This window comes from Botrimarina mediterranea, from assembly GCF_007753265.1.
In the GTDB taxonomy this organism is placed as follows: domain Bacteria; phylum Planctomycetota; class Planctomycetia; order Pirellulales; family Lacipirellulaceae; genus Botrimarina; species Botrimarina mediterranea.
Window position 1 is genome coordinate 453,210 of record NZ_CP036349.1, and the last position, 16,906, is coordinate 470,115.

The window sequence follows — 16,906 nt, forward strand, 5'->3', positions numbered from 1 at the left end:
GACTCTGTGAGTTGGTTCGGCGGCGCTTCCCCTTCTCTGTGCCCGCCTTGCTCCCTACGCTTGCCTTATGGCGGACGAAGGCGACAGCACGACGATCGAGACCACTCCCGACGGGGACGACGGCGCCGCTGCGCAGACGTTACCCAAGACGCAACCAGAGTTCTTCGCCCGCGCCGCCGAGAAGGTGCGGACCAAGTTCCCCGCGACGCCCGGCGTTTATTTGTTTCAGGATCAGAAGGGGCGTGTCCTCTACGTCGGCAAGGCGAAGAACCTCAAGGCCCGGGCCGGCAGCTATTTCCTCAAGGCCGCCGCCGAGGACAGCCGCACCGCGCAGCTGGTGGCCGAGGCGTACGACATCGACTTCATCGACGCCGAGTCGGAAGTCGACGCGCTCTTGATGGAGTCGCGGCTCGTCAAAGACATCCAGCCCAAGTTCAACCGCGACCTGCGCGACGACAAGTCGTTCCCGTACCTGCAGATCACCACCTACGAGGACTTCCCCCGGGTCGAGATCACCCGCGAGCCGCGCGCCACCGCGGCGAAGCTCTACGGGCCGTTCACGAACGTCTACGCCCTCCGCGGCGCGCTGCAGGTACTGCAGAAGATCTTCAAGTTCCGCACGTGCAGCCTCGACATCGAAGAGAACGACGAGCGCTGGCGGTGGTTCCGGCCGTGCCTGTTGGCGTCGATCGACCAATGCACTGCGCCGTGCAATCTGCGCGTTTCTAAAGAGGACTACCGCAAGGACATCACCCGCCTAAAGACGTTCTTAGAAGGGGGCCGTTCTCGGCTGCTGAAGGAGCTGAACGCCGAGATGGAGGAGGCGTCGAAGTCGCTGCGCTTCGAGAAGGCCGCTCGGTTGCGGGACGAGATCCGACTGCTTGAACGACTCGACGAACGCGGCGAGCTCGAGGAGGACGTGCAGCCCGAGGTCTTCTACGTCGATCCTAAGAAAGGCCTCGCCGGTTTGCAGAAGGTGCTCAAGCTGCCGGAGATGCCGCGGGTCATCGAGGGCGTGGACATCGCCCACCTCGGCGGCAACGAGACGGTGGCGTCGCTCGTGCAATTCATCGACGGCCTGCCGTTCAAGCCGGGCTACCGCCGCTACCGCATCCGCGACGTGCAAGGGATCGACGACTTCGCCAGCATCCGTGAGGTCGTCGCCCGACGCTTCGGTCGGCTCGAACAAGCGGGCGAGGCGTTCCCCGACATCCTGTTGATCGACGGCGGCAAGGGTCAGCTCTCGCACGGCATGGAGGCGTTCGCGTCACTGGGCATCACACCGCCGACCGTGATCTCGCTCGCCAAGAAAGAGGAGCTCGTCTACCGCCCCGGCGACAGCGAACCGTTGCGGCTTTCACGGCACTCGTTCGCGCTGCGGCTGTTGCAATACGTCCGGGACGAGTCGCACCGCTTCGCCCAGCACTACCACCACCTGCTGCGGCGGAAGCGGACGTTGGGGGAGTGATGGGGCGTCGATGACGGGGCTACCCGCGGCTAGCGCTGACGGCTCAGACTTTTTTTGTCGGAGGGGTCTCCAGACCCCGATTTCGGTATCCATTCCGCTGAGGCATGGAGCGCGAAATCGGCGTCTGGAGACCCCTCTCACCGTCGGTGTGGCGTTCGCCAGCGGCGCCGGGGTCGGCTAGACTTGCTGGCCCACCACGTTTGGCCCCGCCCCCATTGCCGCCCGCGATGTTCCTGATCGACACCCTAATCCTCGGCGTGGGCGTCATGCTGCTGTTGGGGATCGTCTCCAGCAAGCTGTCGTCGCGGCTGGGGGTGCCGGTGCTGGTGCTGTTCCTGTTGCTCGGTATCCTCGCCGGCTCCGAGGGGATCGGCGGCATCGAGTTCGAGAACTACCGCCTCGCGCACGCCATCGGCACCGTGTCGCTGGCCGTGATCCTGTTCGACGGCGGGTTGAGCACGTCGATGACGTCGATCCGGCTGGCGTGGAAGCCGGCGGTGACGCTCGCCACGGTCGGCGTGTTAATCACTTCGGTGATTGTCGGCTTCGCGGCGGTCTGGATTTTGGGCGTGTCGCCGCTGCAAGGTCTGCTCCTAGGCAGCATTGTCGGCTCGACCGACGCGGCGGCCGTGTTCTCGGTGCTGCGGTCGGGCGGCGTCCATCTCTCTCGCCGGCTCGCCGCCGTGCTCGAGGTCGAGAGCGCATCGAACGACCCGATGGCGATCTTCCTCACGATTGGCTGCATCGAGTTGCTGCTCGGGAATCAGCCGCTTGGCGTCGGCCTCTTGGGCATGTTCGTTGCGCAGATGGCAATCGGCGGCGCCTGTGGTCTCGTCGGCGGCTATATGGCGGCGTGGATCGTCGACCGCATCGAACTCGCCGCCGCCGGCATGTACCCGGTGCTCGTCACCTCGACCTGCTTCCTCACCTTCGGCGCCGCGGCGAGCCTCGGCGGCAGCGGGTTCCTCGCCGTTTATCTGGCCGGCCTTGTGATCGGCAATCGGCCGCTGGTCTTCAAGCGCGGCGTGCTCGCTTACCACGACTCGCTGGCGTGGCTGTCGCAGATCATGATGTTCGTGGTCCTCGGCCTGCTCTGCTTCCCCAGCCGGCTCATGGAAGTGTCGGGCCGGGCGATGCTGCTGGCGGCGGTGCTGATCCTGGTGGCGCGCCCGATCGCGGTGATCGCCTCGACCTTCCCGTTCAAGTTCTCCTGGCGCGAGACGGCGTTCATGTCGTGGGTCGGCTTGAAGGGGGCCGTGCCCATTACGCTGGCGACCTTCCCGCTGATGCTCGCGACGCCCGACCACGCCCTGCAGGCGCGGGTCGTGTTCGACGTGGTCTTCTTCATCGTTGTGGTGTCGGCGATCGTGCAGGGCGTCGGGCTGTCGCCCGCCGCGCGATGGCTGGGCTTGGAACACCCGCCCGCGCCGGTGGCGCCGGTGACGCTCGAGATCAGCTCCCTCAAGCACGTCGAAGGGGACATCGTCGATTACGCCGTGGACGCGAACTCACGCGCGACGGGGAGGAAGGTCAAGAACCTCGGCCTCCCCGAGGGCGCGGTGATCGCGATGATCGCCCGCGGCAACCAGATCATCCCGCCGCAAGGCGCGACGCGCATCGAGGCCGGCGACCACGTGATCCTCGTGCTGCGTCCCAACACCCGGACCTTGGTCAACCGGGTCTTCGCGCCGAAGGGCGAGCGCGACCACGTGTTGCCGTCACTGGAATTCCCGCTCCGCGCCGGCACGAAGCTGCGCGAGCTGGTCGAGGTCTACGAGTTGTCGTTCGACGGGCCGCCCGACTGCACGCTCGTCGACGCGATGCAGCACCACCTCGGCCATCCGCCGAAGCTCGGTGAAACCGTCTGCTACGGCGCCACCACGCTGCGGGTCGATCGCCTCTCGCCCGAAGGGGCGGTCGAGATCATTGCGATGTCCGTCATCACCGAGCCGCCGCAACCGGCGCCTGCCAGACCTTCAGCGCCGAGCGACAAACCGCCTAGCAACGACGCCGAATCGACAGCGTAGCCAGCCGCGGCTACCACCAGGTCCAGACGAGCCATCGTCCGACGCCGGCTAGCGCGTCGAGCAAGATCACGAAGCCGATGACCCGCACGACGTCGGCGTCCTCGAAGGTCCGGGCCTCGGCGTTGGTGAACGACGAGTAGCCGCCGCCGCGGAGCGTGCCCATCGAGACCACCTCGTTCGGCCCCACCACACACGCCAGTCCGACGAGCGCCCACAAGAGCACGCCCCCGTCGCCGACAAGGTCGTTCAGCGGCCAGCGTCGCCAGACAGCCAGGGCAAACAGCGCCATCCCAAGGACCGGCAGGCCGTACAACCGCAGCGTAGGAAGCAGACAGTCGGGAGCTTTCATCGGCGAATCCTCACAACGCGAGCAACGAGACGCCACCTATTCGCCGCAGGGGTCACGATCTTGTCGTTCTCTACAGGGCTTTCTTGAGAACACTAATCAACGCTAATCAGCACTAATCAAGAAGACGGACACTACCGCGTCATTAGAGCATGCTTCACTTAGCCGTAGCGTTTCTAGCCTCGCTCTGATCCACGAAGCAACGTGGGGAAGTCTCGCGCAGAGATGCAGAGACGCAGAGTTGGATGCTTTCAAGACTCACGCCAAGGCGCTAAGCCGCAAAGAACTCGTTGCTGTGCGATCGTTTGCGACTGCGCTCATTTCTCAACGACTTTGTCTTTGCGCCTTGGCGGCTTGGCGTGAGTCTTCGCTGCCTACCCTCGGCGTCTCCGCGTCTCTGCGTGAGACGCTACGGCAACATGAAGTAAGCTATAGCGTTGATTAGTGTTCCCGCCCTTGTGCATCAGGGATCGGCGCCAATTGGTGGCGCGCCGTAACTTGGCGCCAAGGCATTTCGAAACCCGTCGTTCGCTCTGTCGGTTCGGCGGGGCGTTGGGGGCCGGTAAGGTCGTAGCGGGATCGTGTCACGACGAGGCGATTGATCGTCGCTTCGTCTTCGGGAAGGTCTCCCGCGTTGCGCCAGATGGCGGCGAACTCGTTGAGCACTTCCGCCGCCTTCGGTTCATCGATCGGCTCTTGAATCAGCAGCTTCATCGGCGCCACGTAGCGGGCTGAGCCGAAGTGGTCGCGGATTGGGTCGTCGTCGAGCGGCAAGCGCTCGCCGCTCTTCGTGACGAGTTCGAACTCGGGCCACACGACCCAGGGTTGCTCGATCTGGTCAAAGAGGGGGTAGCAAGCAACCGGCCACGCCTTATGCAGCCGCGCTGTGCCGAGGGCGACCTGCGCCGTGAGGATCACCGCCGTGACGATCGCCAGCGGCTTCCACGACCAGGCGTGGGCCGCCACCGCTGCCGCCGGCTTGTGCGGCGACGCCAGCTTGCAAGCCCGGCTGTCGGCGACCCGCCGATAAACCTTCCACCCGATCGCCACGACCGGCGGCAAGTAGATCACCAGCAGCGAAGGCCACAACACAGGAACCCGCCAAGCAATCTGCTGATAAGCGCTGTAGCCCTTGGCCGTACGCCAGCCATCCACTCCCCCGTCCCTCGAGCTTTCCCTCCACGCCGCGTGCATATCCGTCACCAGCGCCGCGTCCTCCAAGAAGCCAAGCCCCTCGGCCTCGACAGCCTCGCGATTGAGGGCGTTCACCGGCTTCAGTTGCTGTAGCCAATCCACCACGCCCAGCACCGCCATCGTCCGGCGGCAGATGCCGCAGTTGCCGTCGTAGAGGACGCGGATCGGCTCACCGAGCATCGCCCGGCCTAGCCAGCGCAGCAGCCGCTGCCAATCGACGAACATCACGTACATGACTTGGAGCGTCACGAAGCTGATGTTCATCAGCAGGTTGGTGAGGTTGTGGAAAGTCAGCCCCATCGCCGCCCAGGCGATGCGTGTCGGCTTCCACAAGAGCGCGAGCGGTAGGCCGAGCTCGAAGACGACCGCGAACAGCGCGCCCATCGGCCCGGAGAACGGCGCCTGGTGCAGCGGGATCGGCGGCGTATAGGTCTCCAGTTCGAACCACTTCTGCAGCATGTGGTTCTCGAGGTTGTTGCTGAAGACCCATTGCGGGCCGTTGGAGGCGACCTTCCAGAAACCCGGAAAGAAGTAAGCGGTGGCCAGCACCATCATCGCCACCCGGATCGGCAGGCCGTAACGCACGCCCCGTCGGGGCGGGGCCACGACGCCCCGGTCGGCGCCGCGCACCGCGCGGATCAGCGAGTCGATCGACAACGCGTCGCCGCAGCGCGAGCAGGCGAGCACTGCGCAGATCAGCATGACGTGATGGAGGTGGTTCACTTTCCCCGACAACTGCGGGATGCCGATCAGATAGATCGCCAGCAACACGCTGACGACGGCTGCGACGCGCGTAAAGAGTCCGAGGATCGCCAGCACCGTCGTCACGGTGGCGACCATCAGCAGCGGCGAGGCGACTTCGGCCGAGATCGGCAGGAACTTGTAGAGCCAGTCCGCGACGACCGGGAAGTCGTACAACTCTCTCGGCCAAGCGGCGTACGTGAGGATCCGTTCGCTTCGCAGCAGGTAAAGCAGCATGCCAAACGCCGCGATCCGCAACACGGCAAGGTTCAGCGGCGCCGACGACGCGAAGAAAAACTTCTTCAAACGCCGCCGCACGGCGGGCAGGGCGATCACCGCGGCGGCGCCGGCGGCGTACAGCGTCGCCAGGGCGGAGACGTTCCAAGCGTAACGCTGCATCCGCGCGGCGTACCACTCGCGGCTGGCGTCGAGCCCGGCGCCGGCGCGGTGCGCCTTGTGGCCGGCGATCTTCTGGTTGAGCCAGGCGAACGACTCGCCGTCGTAAGCGGCCGCCACCTGGGGCTCGAAGACGAAGTGGCTCCCGATCGCCGCGAAGAGCCAACCGGCGCCCAGGAGGACTAGCAGGACGCGTTGGAGCGGGCTCAGCGGCGGCCGACGCATACGGGCGGGGGAGCGGAAGGCGGAGGGAAGGATGCGTCCCAAGCTAATCAACCGCCCGACGCCAGCAAGATTAACCCCCCGCCGATCGGGCTAGTCGGGGCAGAACGCCGCAGCCCACGTTCGTCCGCGACCAATTCGTCGCCTGCGGAGTGGCTCATTTGCGCTGGGTCTGGGTGATCTCGGCGAGTTGTTCATAGCTCATATCGCCGGTGAAGACCGTCCAGAGCCGGGCGTTCCTCTTCATCTCCGACATCTTCTCGTTGATGGCTTGGTCCCGGCGTAGGTTGAAGAGGTCTTCGCGGATCTTGGCTTGCACGTCTCGGAAGGGGGTGGGACCCGCCTCGCGGCGTTCGATAACGCGGACGATATGGAACCCCATCGGCCCCTCGAGGATCGGACTCATCTCGCCCACAGGCGCATCGAACAAGGCTCGGTCGATCTGCTCCGACGCGAGCGATCCCTGCGTCGTCCAGTCGTAAGCGCCGCCGTCGTCGGCGGTGAACCCGTCCGACTTCGTCGGCGCGATCGCGGCGAAGGCCGGCTCACCGGCCGACGCCGCTTGGGCGGCGGCGTAGGCTTCATTGCCGAGCAGCGCGAGAGCGGCGTAAGCCTCGCTCTTCGAGGGATGCTTGTCGAACCGCACCATTAACTCTTCCCAGCGGACCCGCTCGGGCTGGTCGTAGTCCGACTCGTGCTCGCGATAGAACTCGATGAGTTGTTCGTGCGTGACCTCCCGATCGATCTTCACCGCCTGTTGAAGCCAGCTGCGGGCGATCATCGTGCGGTGGAAGTCTTCACGGCGTTCGTTGAGCGACGTGCCGAGTTCGAGTAGCTTTGCCTCGAGCGCTGCGCGATCCTCGACCTGGAGGGTCTCGATTAGCCGCGGGACTTCGGTCTCCTCGAAAGGAATATCGATCTGCTTCTTGATCGAGGCCAAGTCGGCCTGGGGCGCCTTGCTGCGGAAGTCGGCGTAGAGCAGGGCCATCTCGATGCGGCTGACGATCATGCCCTTCATCACCTCGTCGCGCGCCGGAGCGAACTGTGGCGATGTCATCATCTGATGGGCGCGCTCGGGCCCGAACCGCTGCTCGAACATCAGCCGCATCTGCCAATCCAACTCGCAGGCCAGGATCACCTCGCTATTGACGCGGGCGACGACTTTGCATTCCTCGAGTGGCTGGACGTCCGCCGGACCCGTCAGCGACATCGGAGCTGGCGCCGCGGCCTCTTGTTGAGCAGGCGCGGCGGACGTCGCGGTGAATGGCGCCTGCGCCACAGCGACGGCGGCGAACGCCAACGACAACGCGGCTGCGAGCCGCGCGACGGACGTGACCTTCGATGAGCGATGCGTAGACAATGCCGGCCCTTCTTCCGTGAGTGGCGCGTCGAAAACTGCGTCCCCAAAAAATTGTGGCGGAGTCTAGGCGGCGACGGTTTCCTCCCGCAAGAGCGATTCCGCTAGCAGCAGCAGCCCGTCGGGGGTATCCGCATCCGGCGGGATCGGCAGGTAGGCCTCGCTGTCGTCCGCGATCCGCAGTCGCCCCTTCGAGGACTCGACAAGCCGCCTGATCGCCGGCCGACGGGTGTAGCCAAACACGAGATACTTCCCCTCACGGCGGATCGATTGCACGCCCCAGGCGTGGGCCGCCACACGCAGGCGCGCCAGCTCCACCAGCCGTTCAGCGGGCGGGGGCGGCGTTCCAAAGCGGTCGATCAACTCATTGCGGAAGTCGTCCACTTCCGCCTCGCTAGCAGCGCGCGCAAGGCGACGGTATAGGTCGATGCGGTCGCGCTGATGGCCGACGTACCCCGCCGACAAGAACGCCTCGCTCGGCAGGTCGATGTTCACGTCGACGCTCAGCCGTGGCGGCAGCTGTTTCAGCTGGCGCACCGCGTTCTCCAGCAGCGAGCAGTACAACTCGTAGCCGACCGTGGCGATGTGCCCCGACTGCTGCGTGCCCAGTAACGACCCGGCGCCGCGGATCTCGAGGTCCCGCATCGACAGTGCGAAGCCGGCGCCGAGCTGGCTGAACTCTTCGATCGCTCGCAGCCGCCGCGCCGCCTCGGGCGAGAGCCGTCGGTCTTCGTCCACCAGCAGGTAGCAGTACGACCGCCGGTCGCAACGCCCGACGCGGCCGCGCAATTGGTGCAGGTCCGAGAGGCCGTAGCGGTCGGCGTCGTCGATGATCATCGTGTTGGCGTTCGGGATATCGAGGCCCGATTCGATGATCGTCGTCGCCAGCAGCACGTCGTACTCGTGTTGCACGAAGCGGGTCATCACCTCTTCGAGCTCGCCGTCCGCCATCTGCCCGTGCCCGACGCCGATCCGCGCCTCGGGAACGATCTGTTGCAGCCGCGCGGCGACGTTGAGGATGTCGTGGACGCGGTTGTGAACGAAGTACGCTTGGCCGTCGCGGTCCAGCTCACGCAGCAGCGCGTGGCGGATCATCTCTTCTTGGAACCGGGTGACGCGGGTCTCGACCGGCAGCCGGTCGGCGGGCGGCGTTTCGAGGTTCGAGATTCCCCGCACGCCCAAGAGCGCCATGTGCAACGTCCGCGGGATCGGGGTGGCGGTCATCGTCAGCACGTCCACCATCGACCGCAGCGCCTTGAGTCGTTCCTTGACCGCAACGCCGAAGCGCTGCTCCTCGTCGATGATCACCAGGCCCAGGTTAGCAAATTCGATGTCCGCCGAGACAAGCCGGTGCGTACCGATCAACACGTCCACGGCGCCCTCCTTCGCGGCGGCGAGGGTGCGTGTCTGTTTGCCGGCGGAGATGAAGCGGCTCAATCCTTCGATCACAAACGGGAACTCGGCCATCCGCTGGCGGAACGTCCGCAGGTGCTGCTCGGCGAGCACGGTCGTCGGCGCGAGCACGGCGACTTGGTAGCCGGCGTCGATCGCCTTGAACGCCGCGCGCATGGCGACCTCGGTCTTGCCGAAACCGACGTCGCCGCACAGGAGGCGGTCCATCGGCCTGGTTGACTGCATGTCCTCCTTGATCGCGGCGACGGCGGTCTTCTGGTCGGGCGTCAGGTCGTAGGGGAACGCGGCGTCGAACTCGCGCTGCCACGGCGTGTCGTCCGGGAAGCGGATGCCGGGCCGCGCGTCGCGGCGGGCCTGGACCTCGAGCATGTCGGCCGCGAGGTCGCTGACCGCTTCTTCGGCCGCCTGCTTTTGGCGTTGCCACGCCTTGCCGCCGATCTTCGCCAGCGGTGGCTTGAGCTTCTTGCCGCCGACGTACTTTTGGACCAGCTCGATCTTGGAGCACGGCACGAAGATCCGCGTGCCGCCGTCGTATTCGACTTCGAGGTGCTCTTCGGCGCGGCCTTCCTTCTCGACTAGCTTCATGCCGCGGTAGCGGCCGATGCCGTGCGCGACGTGGACGACGAGGTCCCCTTCGCGTAGTTCGAGGAACGAATCGATCGCCCGCCCCGTGATCGCCCGCCCGCGTTGCCGTGCGATGTCGCGGCGGTTGAACAACTCGGCAGAACTGAGGACGAGCGTCTTCTGCCCGACAAAGCGGAAGCCCTCCGACAGGTTGCCGAGCACCAACTCGAGGCGCCCGTCTTTGGCGAGCGTCGTCTCGCCAAGCAACTCGCCGAGACGCGCGGTGTCGCCCTCGGTGGGGCAGACGATGATCGCGCGTTGCCCTTGGCCGATCGTTTCGATCTCTTCGCGGACTTTTTTGACGTCTCCGCTGAAGCGCTCGACCGACTCGAAGGCGAGGTGCCCGGTCTCTTCGAACGACCCCATCGGCACGCCGGCGAGCGTCACGCTCGGGCGCTTGAACACCTCGGCGAGCGTGAGGCGAACGCTGTGCAGCGACTTGGGGTCGACGGCGCGCTCGTGGAAGAACTTGCCCTCCTCTTCCAGGTCGGCCGGCTCGATGAGCGTGAACCAGGCGCTCTCGCCCGCGGGGCCCGCCAGGTGGGCCGTGAAGTGCGCGCGGCCCGACTGGGTCGGGTCGAGCATCGTCACCGAAGTCTCTTGCAAGGTCGCGACGCTGCGCTGCGTCGCCGAGTCGAACGAGCGGATCGACTCGACCTCGTCGCCGAACAGCTCGATCCGCACCGGCCGTTCCGCCTCCGGCGCGAACAGATCGACGATGCCGCCGCGCACCGCGACCTCGCCGGGCAACTCAACGCCCGTCGTGCGGTGGCAGCCGTGCGCGACGAGCCACTTGCAAAGTTCTTCGACGTCGAGCGAATCCCCCACCGCGATCCGCCGCGTCGCCTCGCCGATCGCCTCCGGCGCGGGCGTCGGCTGCAAGATCGCCTGAATGCACGAGACAATGATCTTCGGCGCGTCCGACGGCATGCCGCTGAGCGCCTTCAAGGTGCGTAACCGCGCCCCAAAGGCGTTGTCCGAGACGCGCCGGTCGGCGGCGTCGGTCTGCCAGGCGGGGAACGTCGCCACCGTGCCGACATCCTCAACGAAATTCGCCAGATCGAGCGCCAGCGGGTCGACGTCGCTGAGGTGCGGCAGCAACACCACCAGCGGCCCGGGGCAGCGTTCGGCCAGCGCCGCCGCGACCAGCGCGCGCGACGACCCCCAGACGCCGCCGAGCGTCCCGCCGTGGCCCGCTTGCAGGCTATCGGCGACCCGGGCGAAGTCCGCGTCGTGGGTCAGTTGTTCGGTCAGCCGGGCCAGCACGGCCGCGGCTCCGGGAGGGGCTGCGAGAGCCTCGGTGCTCACGGCATAAGTGTAGGCGCCCCGCGGCCGGCCACCCAGGGGAGCTTATTGGAACGAATGACATGGACGCGGCGACGAGACGGTTGTGGGAGGCGTCTCCAGACGCCGATGACGGTATCCAACCCGAAACGGCATGGTGCGCGTTAATCGGGGTCTGGAGACCCCTCCTACAGGAGCCATGTGGCTGCCCTATCACTCGACGGTGACGGTCACCGTGAAATGCGTTACAATGCCCATGTTCGCCGCGGAATAACCCCGGAGTGAGTCATCAACTCTCGACATCGTATCCAGTTCCCCCCTGTTGAATCGGCTTCGCTCGGCCAGGACGAGGTTTTCTTCTACCTCGTCGAGCGTGGTGAAAGGATCCGTCTGCGGTTTCACGACTACGACGAGATCTACCGCCGGCCCGGGCTTTACGAGCAAGTCTTCTACGACCGGCTCAAGTGCAACTCCCCGAAGGTGGTCGGCGATCTCTTGAAGTTCGCCGTCGAGTCGGCGGGCGAGAACCTCACCGAGCTGCGGGCGCTCGACCTGGGCGCCGGCAACGGCATCATGGGGGACGTTCTCAAGCACCATGGCATGTCGCGCGCCGTCGGCGCCGACATCATCCCCGAGGCCCGCGACGCCGCGTACCGCGACCGGCCGCACGTCTACGACGAGTACTACGTCAGCGACTTCACTAACTTGCAGCCCAGCGATCACGAGCAGCTCGCCGAGTGGGCCTTCAATTGCCTGACGTGCGTGGCGGCGCTCGGCTTCGGCGACATCCCGGCGCAGGCGTTCCTGCAAGCGGCGCAGCTTGTGCAGCCCGGCGGGTGGGTCGCCTTCAACATTAAAGAGACCTTCCTCGACGCCAGCGATCAGTCGGGCTTTTCGCGGTTGATCCGTGAGTTGATCTTCTCGGAGTACCTCGACCTGCACCAGCTGCAACGCTACCGACATCGGCTGGGGATGGACGGCTCGCCGCTGTTCTACTTCGCGCTGGTGGCGAAGAAGACCGCCGACATCCCGGTGGAGTTCCTCGAACAGCACGGCCTCTCCGGTCTTTAGCCCTCTGAGGTAGCGGCCGTGCCACCCACCGAGTTGAGCCCGCTGCGTCGAGCCGTGGCGTTGGGGACGCTTGTCCTCGCCGGCGAGGCGATCTTCATCCCGCCGTTCCACCCCGGTCGCTACTTCCGCACGACGGTGCTCGATTCGTTCGGCATCACCGAGCGCCAACTCGGCGACGCCCAGGCGTGGTACGGCATCGCGGCGATGATTTGCTACGCGCTCGGCGGGCCGCTTGCCGACCGCGTTGGGCCGCGGGTGCTCATGGCGTTGTCACTCTTCATCACGGGGCTCGGGAGCCTCTACATGGCGACGATCCCCAGCCTGCTGGGGCTCAAGTGCCTTTTCGCGTTCTGGGGCGCGTCGACGGTGTTCGCGTTCTGGTCGCCGCTGATCCGCACCACCAGCGAGATCGGCGGCGGCGAGAGCCAAGGCCGCGCGTTCGGCTTGCTCGACGGCGGCCGCGGTTTGGTGGCTTGGGCGATCGCGGCGGTCTCGGCGTGGGCCGTAGGCGCGTCGCTGACCGCCGGCGCAACCGACGGCGCCTTGCGCACCCTGATGTTCGGCTACTTCACGGTGACGAGCGTCGTCGCGGTGGTCGTGTGGTTCGGATTGCCGCCCACTCTGGGCGCCGGCGCTCAGCGTGAGCCGCGCGCGACCTCCGCCGAAGTCTTCCAGCTGCTGCGGTCGCCGGCGATCTGGCTGATGGGCCTCGTGGTGCTGGCCGCGTACTGCGCGTTCAAGACGTTCGACTTCTACGGCCACTACTGCGAAGACGCCTACGGCCTCACGAAGTCCCAATCGGCGACGCTCACCGCGTGGCTGACGATCCTCCGCGTTGTCGGCGCGATCGCCGCGGGCGTGCTGGCGGACCGTTGGTTCAGCTCGGTGACGATGGTGCTGGCGAGCTTCGCGGTCCTGACGGCGACGTTCGGCGCCTTGGCCGTGCTGCCGCCGCGGAGCGACTTCTTGCTCGTGGCGGTCGCGAACATGGCGATCGCCTGGGCCGCCAGCTGCGCGTTGCGCGGCGTCTACTTTGCGCTGCTCGCCGAGTCGGACATTCCGCGGACGCTGACCGGCAGCGCCGCGGGCGTGGTGTCGTTCCTCGGCTTCACGCCCGACATCTTCTGGCCCCTCTTCGCCGGCGGCCTGATCACCGCGGCCCACGAAGCGGGCGACCCACTCGCCGGCTACGAGCGGCTGTGGCTGTCGCTAGCGGGGCTGTCGGTTTTCGGCCTCGTGGCCGCCGCGCTACTCCGCCGCCGATCGCTGCGCGCCGACTAGTGCGGGCTACGCCCAGGCTTTGCGGCTCCCAACCGTGAACGTCTGAGCCGTGGGCGGCAGCCCTCGGTGTGGAGCACGAGTTGCGCGGCACACCGAGGGCTGCCGCCCACGGCTCAGACGCTAAGGTTTGGCGAAGCGTGCTCTAAAAACGCCTGTCGGGCGTTTGCCCTCGCTCTTGATCCGCTTCCTACGGGCGCCCATTTGGCGGCGCCCTTGTTTCATTCGGACGAAGGAAAGGGGAAGGCGATGAATCACTCGACTAAGTATTTCACATTGGCTTGTTGGCTTGCGACGGCAAGCCTGTCGCAAGCGTTCAGCCTGATTGCCCCCGGTGAGCCGGCGGACCTCATCAACGAGCCCGATCGCTACTATTCGTTCGATCCCGGCGTCGTCACTTGGAAGATGGACAACAGCTTCCGCGGCACGTACTCCGATCCCGAACTTCTCAACCAAGTACGGTTGGCGTTCGCCGAGTGGCAGACCGCCTCCGCCAGCGCCGAGCGACGTTCATCACCACGTTATCGCTGGAATCGGTTCAATGGTGAGCAAGACGTGATCGATCTCAAGTCCGTTCTGACGCACGAGATTGGGCACGCGATCGGATTCCAGCACGGCGACGCCGCTTGGTTCAACGAAACTGCGCCCGATGGTTCGGCATGGAACCGGAACTACCGCTACATCAACGGCGTGCTGACCGCGGCGGCGCCGCTCGGCGGCGAGGTCATGAACGAGGGCAACCGAGATGGCTTCATGCCCGCCCAGAAGTCGCCCACCGGGATCCGCGCCGGCGAGTACTGGCGGACGCTCTCGAAGGACGAGATTGCCGGGCTCGATTACGCCTACGGCGCCCCGATCGATTTTCAGGAGGTGGGACCCAACGACGACGCGATGATCACGGTCAGCACGTTCCAAGGGAGTGGCGGATCGAATCTCGGTGTCGCGGGTCCCGACACCTGGGTCAATCGCAACGGCTCCAACTCTGCCGACGGCCGCCGAATCCTCACCTCGTCGATCGGCATCACCAACAACGCCAATAAGCCGCTAGGCATCCTGCCGCGTACTTCTTCGTGGTACTACGACAACGCCACGGGCGAGGCGCTCGTGGGCATCAACGTTCGTAGCGAGGGGACCAGCACCCGCAATCCGCTGGCCGTTTACAGCTCGGGCTCCAATCGCTTCAACAGCTATGAACCTGCTAACACGGTCTTACTCCACGCCTTAGAGAATCGTGGTCACGGCTTCTCCGACCCTTCGGGTGGATCGATCCCGGTGAGCGGCGGCGTGCAGTTTGGCCTGCAGCTCGACGTGTGGGATTGGACTGTCGATCGCGCGACGGCGATCACCACGGGCGGCGATCCGATCCCGCTCCCCGTGGTGGCCCTGCACGGCTTCAATCACGGCGGCTTCGCCAGTCCCGACGTCGACGACCACGACCATTTTGCGGGGCACGGCGCGGACGACGTGGCTCATGGGATGACCACGACGTCGGGCGTCTACACGAAACTGGTCGAAGGGATCCGCGTCGCTGCCGGCGCCGAACCGGCGACCCTCGTCGAACTCGCCTTCGCGTCGGTGGAGGGCCTCGGCCTTGACGGCGACGACCTCACCCCACAGACGCTTGCCATGCTGCAAACGACCGGCGCGCTCAGCCCCATCAGTGTCCCGCCGGTCCAACTCGGGGCGTACGAAGACCTCTTCGTCGTGCTCGACGGCCTCGTCGACGACTTGCCCGCCGACCTCCAGGCAGCGGGCAACTTCTTGATGGCCGGCAACCCGTTGTTCGCCGAGGCGATGGAAGCCGGTGAGGTGCTGGTGTACGCCCGCACCACGGGCCAAGCGGGTTCGGTCGGGTCATTCAGCCTGCTCAACTCGGCGGCGATCGTCGGACAGATGGTTCCCGAGCCCGCCGGGCTTGTCATGGCGGCCCTGGCGGCGACCGTCGGGCTGTCACGTCGTAGGACGCGGTAGGCCGACTTCGCTAACCGCCATGACGTTCCAAGGCGGCGCCGGATATGCTGGAGGCGGATCAACCCGCCCCCATCCGGCGCCGCCTTTCGTCCTATGCCGCAGTTCGCCAGCTCCGTCAATCAGTATCCCGGTCGGGCGTCGCTCATCTGGTACGCGATCTTGATCGTTACGGGGACCGCGGCCCTGTACCTGTGGCCCGCCTGTGCGGCGTCGCCGGAGGCGCCGATCTCGCTGCTCGACGCGTTGTTCACCTCGACCAGCGCGGCGTGCGTGACGGGGCTCGGCGTCCGCTCGACGGTCCACGACTTTTCGTACACCGGCCAAGCGGTGATCCTCGCGCTGATCCAGCTCGGCGGCGTTGGCATCATGACCGTCACCACGTTCATCGTCGTGCAGTTCAGCCGCACCGGGAATCTCCGGCAACGCAAGGTGATCGCCGACACGCTCGGCGCCGGCGAGGGGGGCGACCTCCGCGTCATCCTCCGCAACGTCTTGATGATGACGCTGTTCTTCGAGACAGCTGGCTTCATGATCCTGGCGGCCTACAACCAGATCAACTACGCCCACTACGCCGACGCCGGCGTCTGGTCGTCGCACGGCGAAGCGACATGGCACGCGCTGTTCCACAGCATCTCGGCGTTCTGCAACGCCGGCTTCGCGCTGCACGACCGCAGCCTGATCCCATTCGCCGAGAGCTTTGTCGTCAACGCGACCATCGCCGTTCTGGTCATCGTCGGCGGCCTCGGCTTCCCCGTCGTCAACGACCTCTGGAAGAGCCGCAAGCGGCCCGCGCCTGACCGTTGGGGTTCGCTGCAACTGCACAGCAAGATCATGCTGATCGGCACGGGCGTGCTCTTGGTGCTCGGGTTCGCCAGCTTCTTGACGCTCGAGTCGGACGGCGTCCTTAAGGGCGACCCAGCGCTGCTGAAGGTCTTCAAGGCGGCCTTCCATAGCGTCACCTGCCGCACGGCGGGCTTCAACACGGTTGAGACGGGCGACCTCACCAATGCGATGCTGTTCATCAGCATCCTGTTGATGATGATCGGCGGCGGCCCGTGTAGCACGGCCGGCGGGTTCAAGGTCTCGACGGCCGCGATCATCTGCCTGCGGGCCTGGTCCACGTTTCAAGGCTACGCGCGCGTGAATCTCTACCGCCGGACGATCTCGCCCCGCAGCATCGAACGCGCCGTCGCGACGGCGATGCTTTTCATGGCGATCGCCGCGATCGCCCTGACGGCGCTGCTGGTCATCGAGCAATCAACCATCAGCCACAACAGCGGCCAGGGGAAGTTTATCGACACGTTCTTCGAGGTGATCTCGGCCCTCGGCACCGTCGGGCTCAGCACGGGGCTGACGACCAGCCTCTCTAGCCCCAGCCGTGTGATTATCATCGTGCTGATGCTGATGGGCCGGCTCGGCCCGATCACGACGTTCGCCGCCCTCGCCCACGGCGAGCGCAACGAACGCGTCGAGTACCCGACCGCCGAGCCGATCGTCGGCTAACGGCGCTGGGG

The 16,906-nt window shown here is 66.0% G+C and carries 11 protein-coding genes; 6 read left to right on the top strand and 5 right to left on the bottom strand.

What is annotated here, in order from left to right; all coding sequences use genetic code 11:
• The first annotated feature begins 67 nt into the window (after positions 1-67).
• Together Spa11_RS01765 and Spa11_RS01770 are read left to right on the top strand one after the other, a co-directional pair.
• Complete coding sequence (locus Spa11_RS01765) at positions 68-1,468, top strand: excinuclease ABC subunit UvrC (RefSeq protein ID WP_145106024.1); 1,401 nt, start codon at positions 68-70, stop codon at positions 1,466-1,468.
• Positions 1,469-1,695: 227 nt separating this feature from the next.
• Complete coding sequence (locus Spa11_RS01770; protein ID WP_145106031.1) at positions 1,696-3,495, top strand: potassium/proton antiporter; 1,800 nt, start codon at positions 1,696-1,698, stop codon at positions 3,493-3,495.
• A gap of 10 nt (positions 3,496-3,505) precedes the next feature.
• Here the strand turns inward: Spa11_RS01770 and Spa11_RS01775 are convergent, their stop codons facing one another.
• From Spa11_RS01775 to Spa11_RS22700, 5 genes are all read right to left on the bottom strand, one after another.
• Positions 3,506-3,844, bottom strand: a complete 339-nt coding sequence (locus Spa11_RS01775; protein WP_145106035.1) for a hypothetical protein — start codon at positions 3,842-3,844, stop codon at positions 3,506-3,508.
• A 438-nt stretch (positions 3,845-4,282) separates the two neighbouring features.
• Positions 4,283-6,397: a DCC1-like thiol-disulfide oxidoreductase family protein gene (locus Spa11_RS01780; protein ID WP_145106039.1), complete on the bottom strand. Its 2,115-nt coding sequence runs from the start codon at positions 6,395-6,397 to the stop codon at positions 4,283-4,285.
• A 154-nt stretch (positions 6,398-6,551) separates the two neighbouring features.
• Positions 6,552-7,754: a peptidylprolyl isomerase gene (locus Spa11_RS01785; RefSeq protein WP_145106042.1), complete on the bottom strand. Its 1,203-nt coding sequence runs from the start codon at positions 7,752-7,754 to the stop codon at positions 6,552-6,554.
• A gap of 63 nt (positions 7,755-7,817) precedes the next feature.
• On the bottom strand, positions 7,818-11,096 hold the full coding sequence (gene mfd / locus Spa11_RS01790; RefSeq protein ID WP_145106045.1) for a transcription-repair coupling factor: 3,279 nt from the start codon (positions 11,094-11,096) through the stop codon (positions 7,818-7,820).
• A 189-nt stretch (positions 11,097-11,285) separates the two neighbouring features.
• Positions 11,286-11,516, bottom strand: coding sequence for a hypothetical protein (locus Spa11_RS22700; protein WP_197529665.1), 231 nt, complete (start codon positions 11,514-11,516; stop codon positions 11,286-11,288).
• A gap of 36 nt (positions 11,517-11,552) precedes the next feature.
• On the opposite strand from Spa11_RS22700, the gene Spa11_RS01795 reads away from it, so the two are divergent.
• From Spa11_RS01795 to Spa11_RS01810, 4 genes are all read left to right on the top strand, one after another.
• Entirely contained in the window at positions 11,553-12,143 is a 591-nt protein-coding gene (locus Spa11_RS01795; protein ID WP_197529666.1) for a methyltransferase domain-containing protein, read from the top strand.
• A gap of 18 nt (positions 12,144-12,161) precedes the next feature.
• A complete protein-coding gene (locus Spa11_RS01800) occupies positions 12,162-13,424 on the top strand; it encodes an MFS transporter (RefSeq protein ID WP_145106052.1) in 1,263 nt (420 codons plus the stop codon).
• A 246-nt stretch (positions 13,425-13,670) separates the two neighbouring features.
• A complete protein-coding gene (locus Spa11_RS01805; protein WP_145106055.1) occupies positions 13,671-15,392 on the top strand; it encodes a zinc metalloprotease in 1,722 nt (573 codons plus the stop codon).
• Between the two features lie 93 nt (positions 15,393-15,485).
• The gene (locus Spa11_RS01810) at positions 15,486-16,895 is read left to right on the top strand and encodes a TrkH family potassium uptake protein (RefSeq protein ID WP_145106058.1); all 1,410 of its coding nucleotides are present in this window, start codon (positions 15,486-15,488) and stop codon (positions 16,893-16,895) included.
• Positions 16,896-16,906 lie beyond the last annotated feature (11 nt).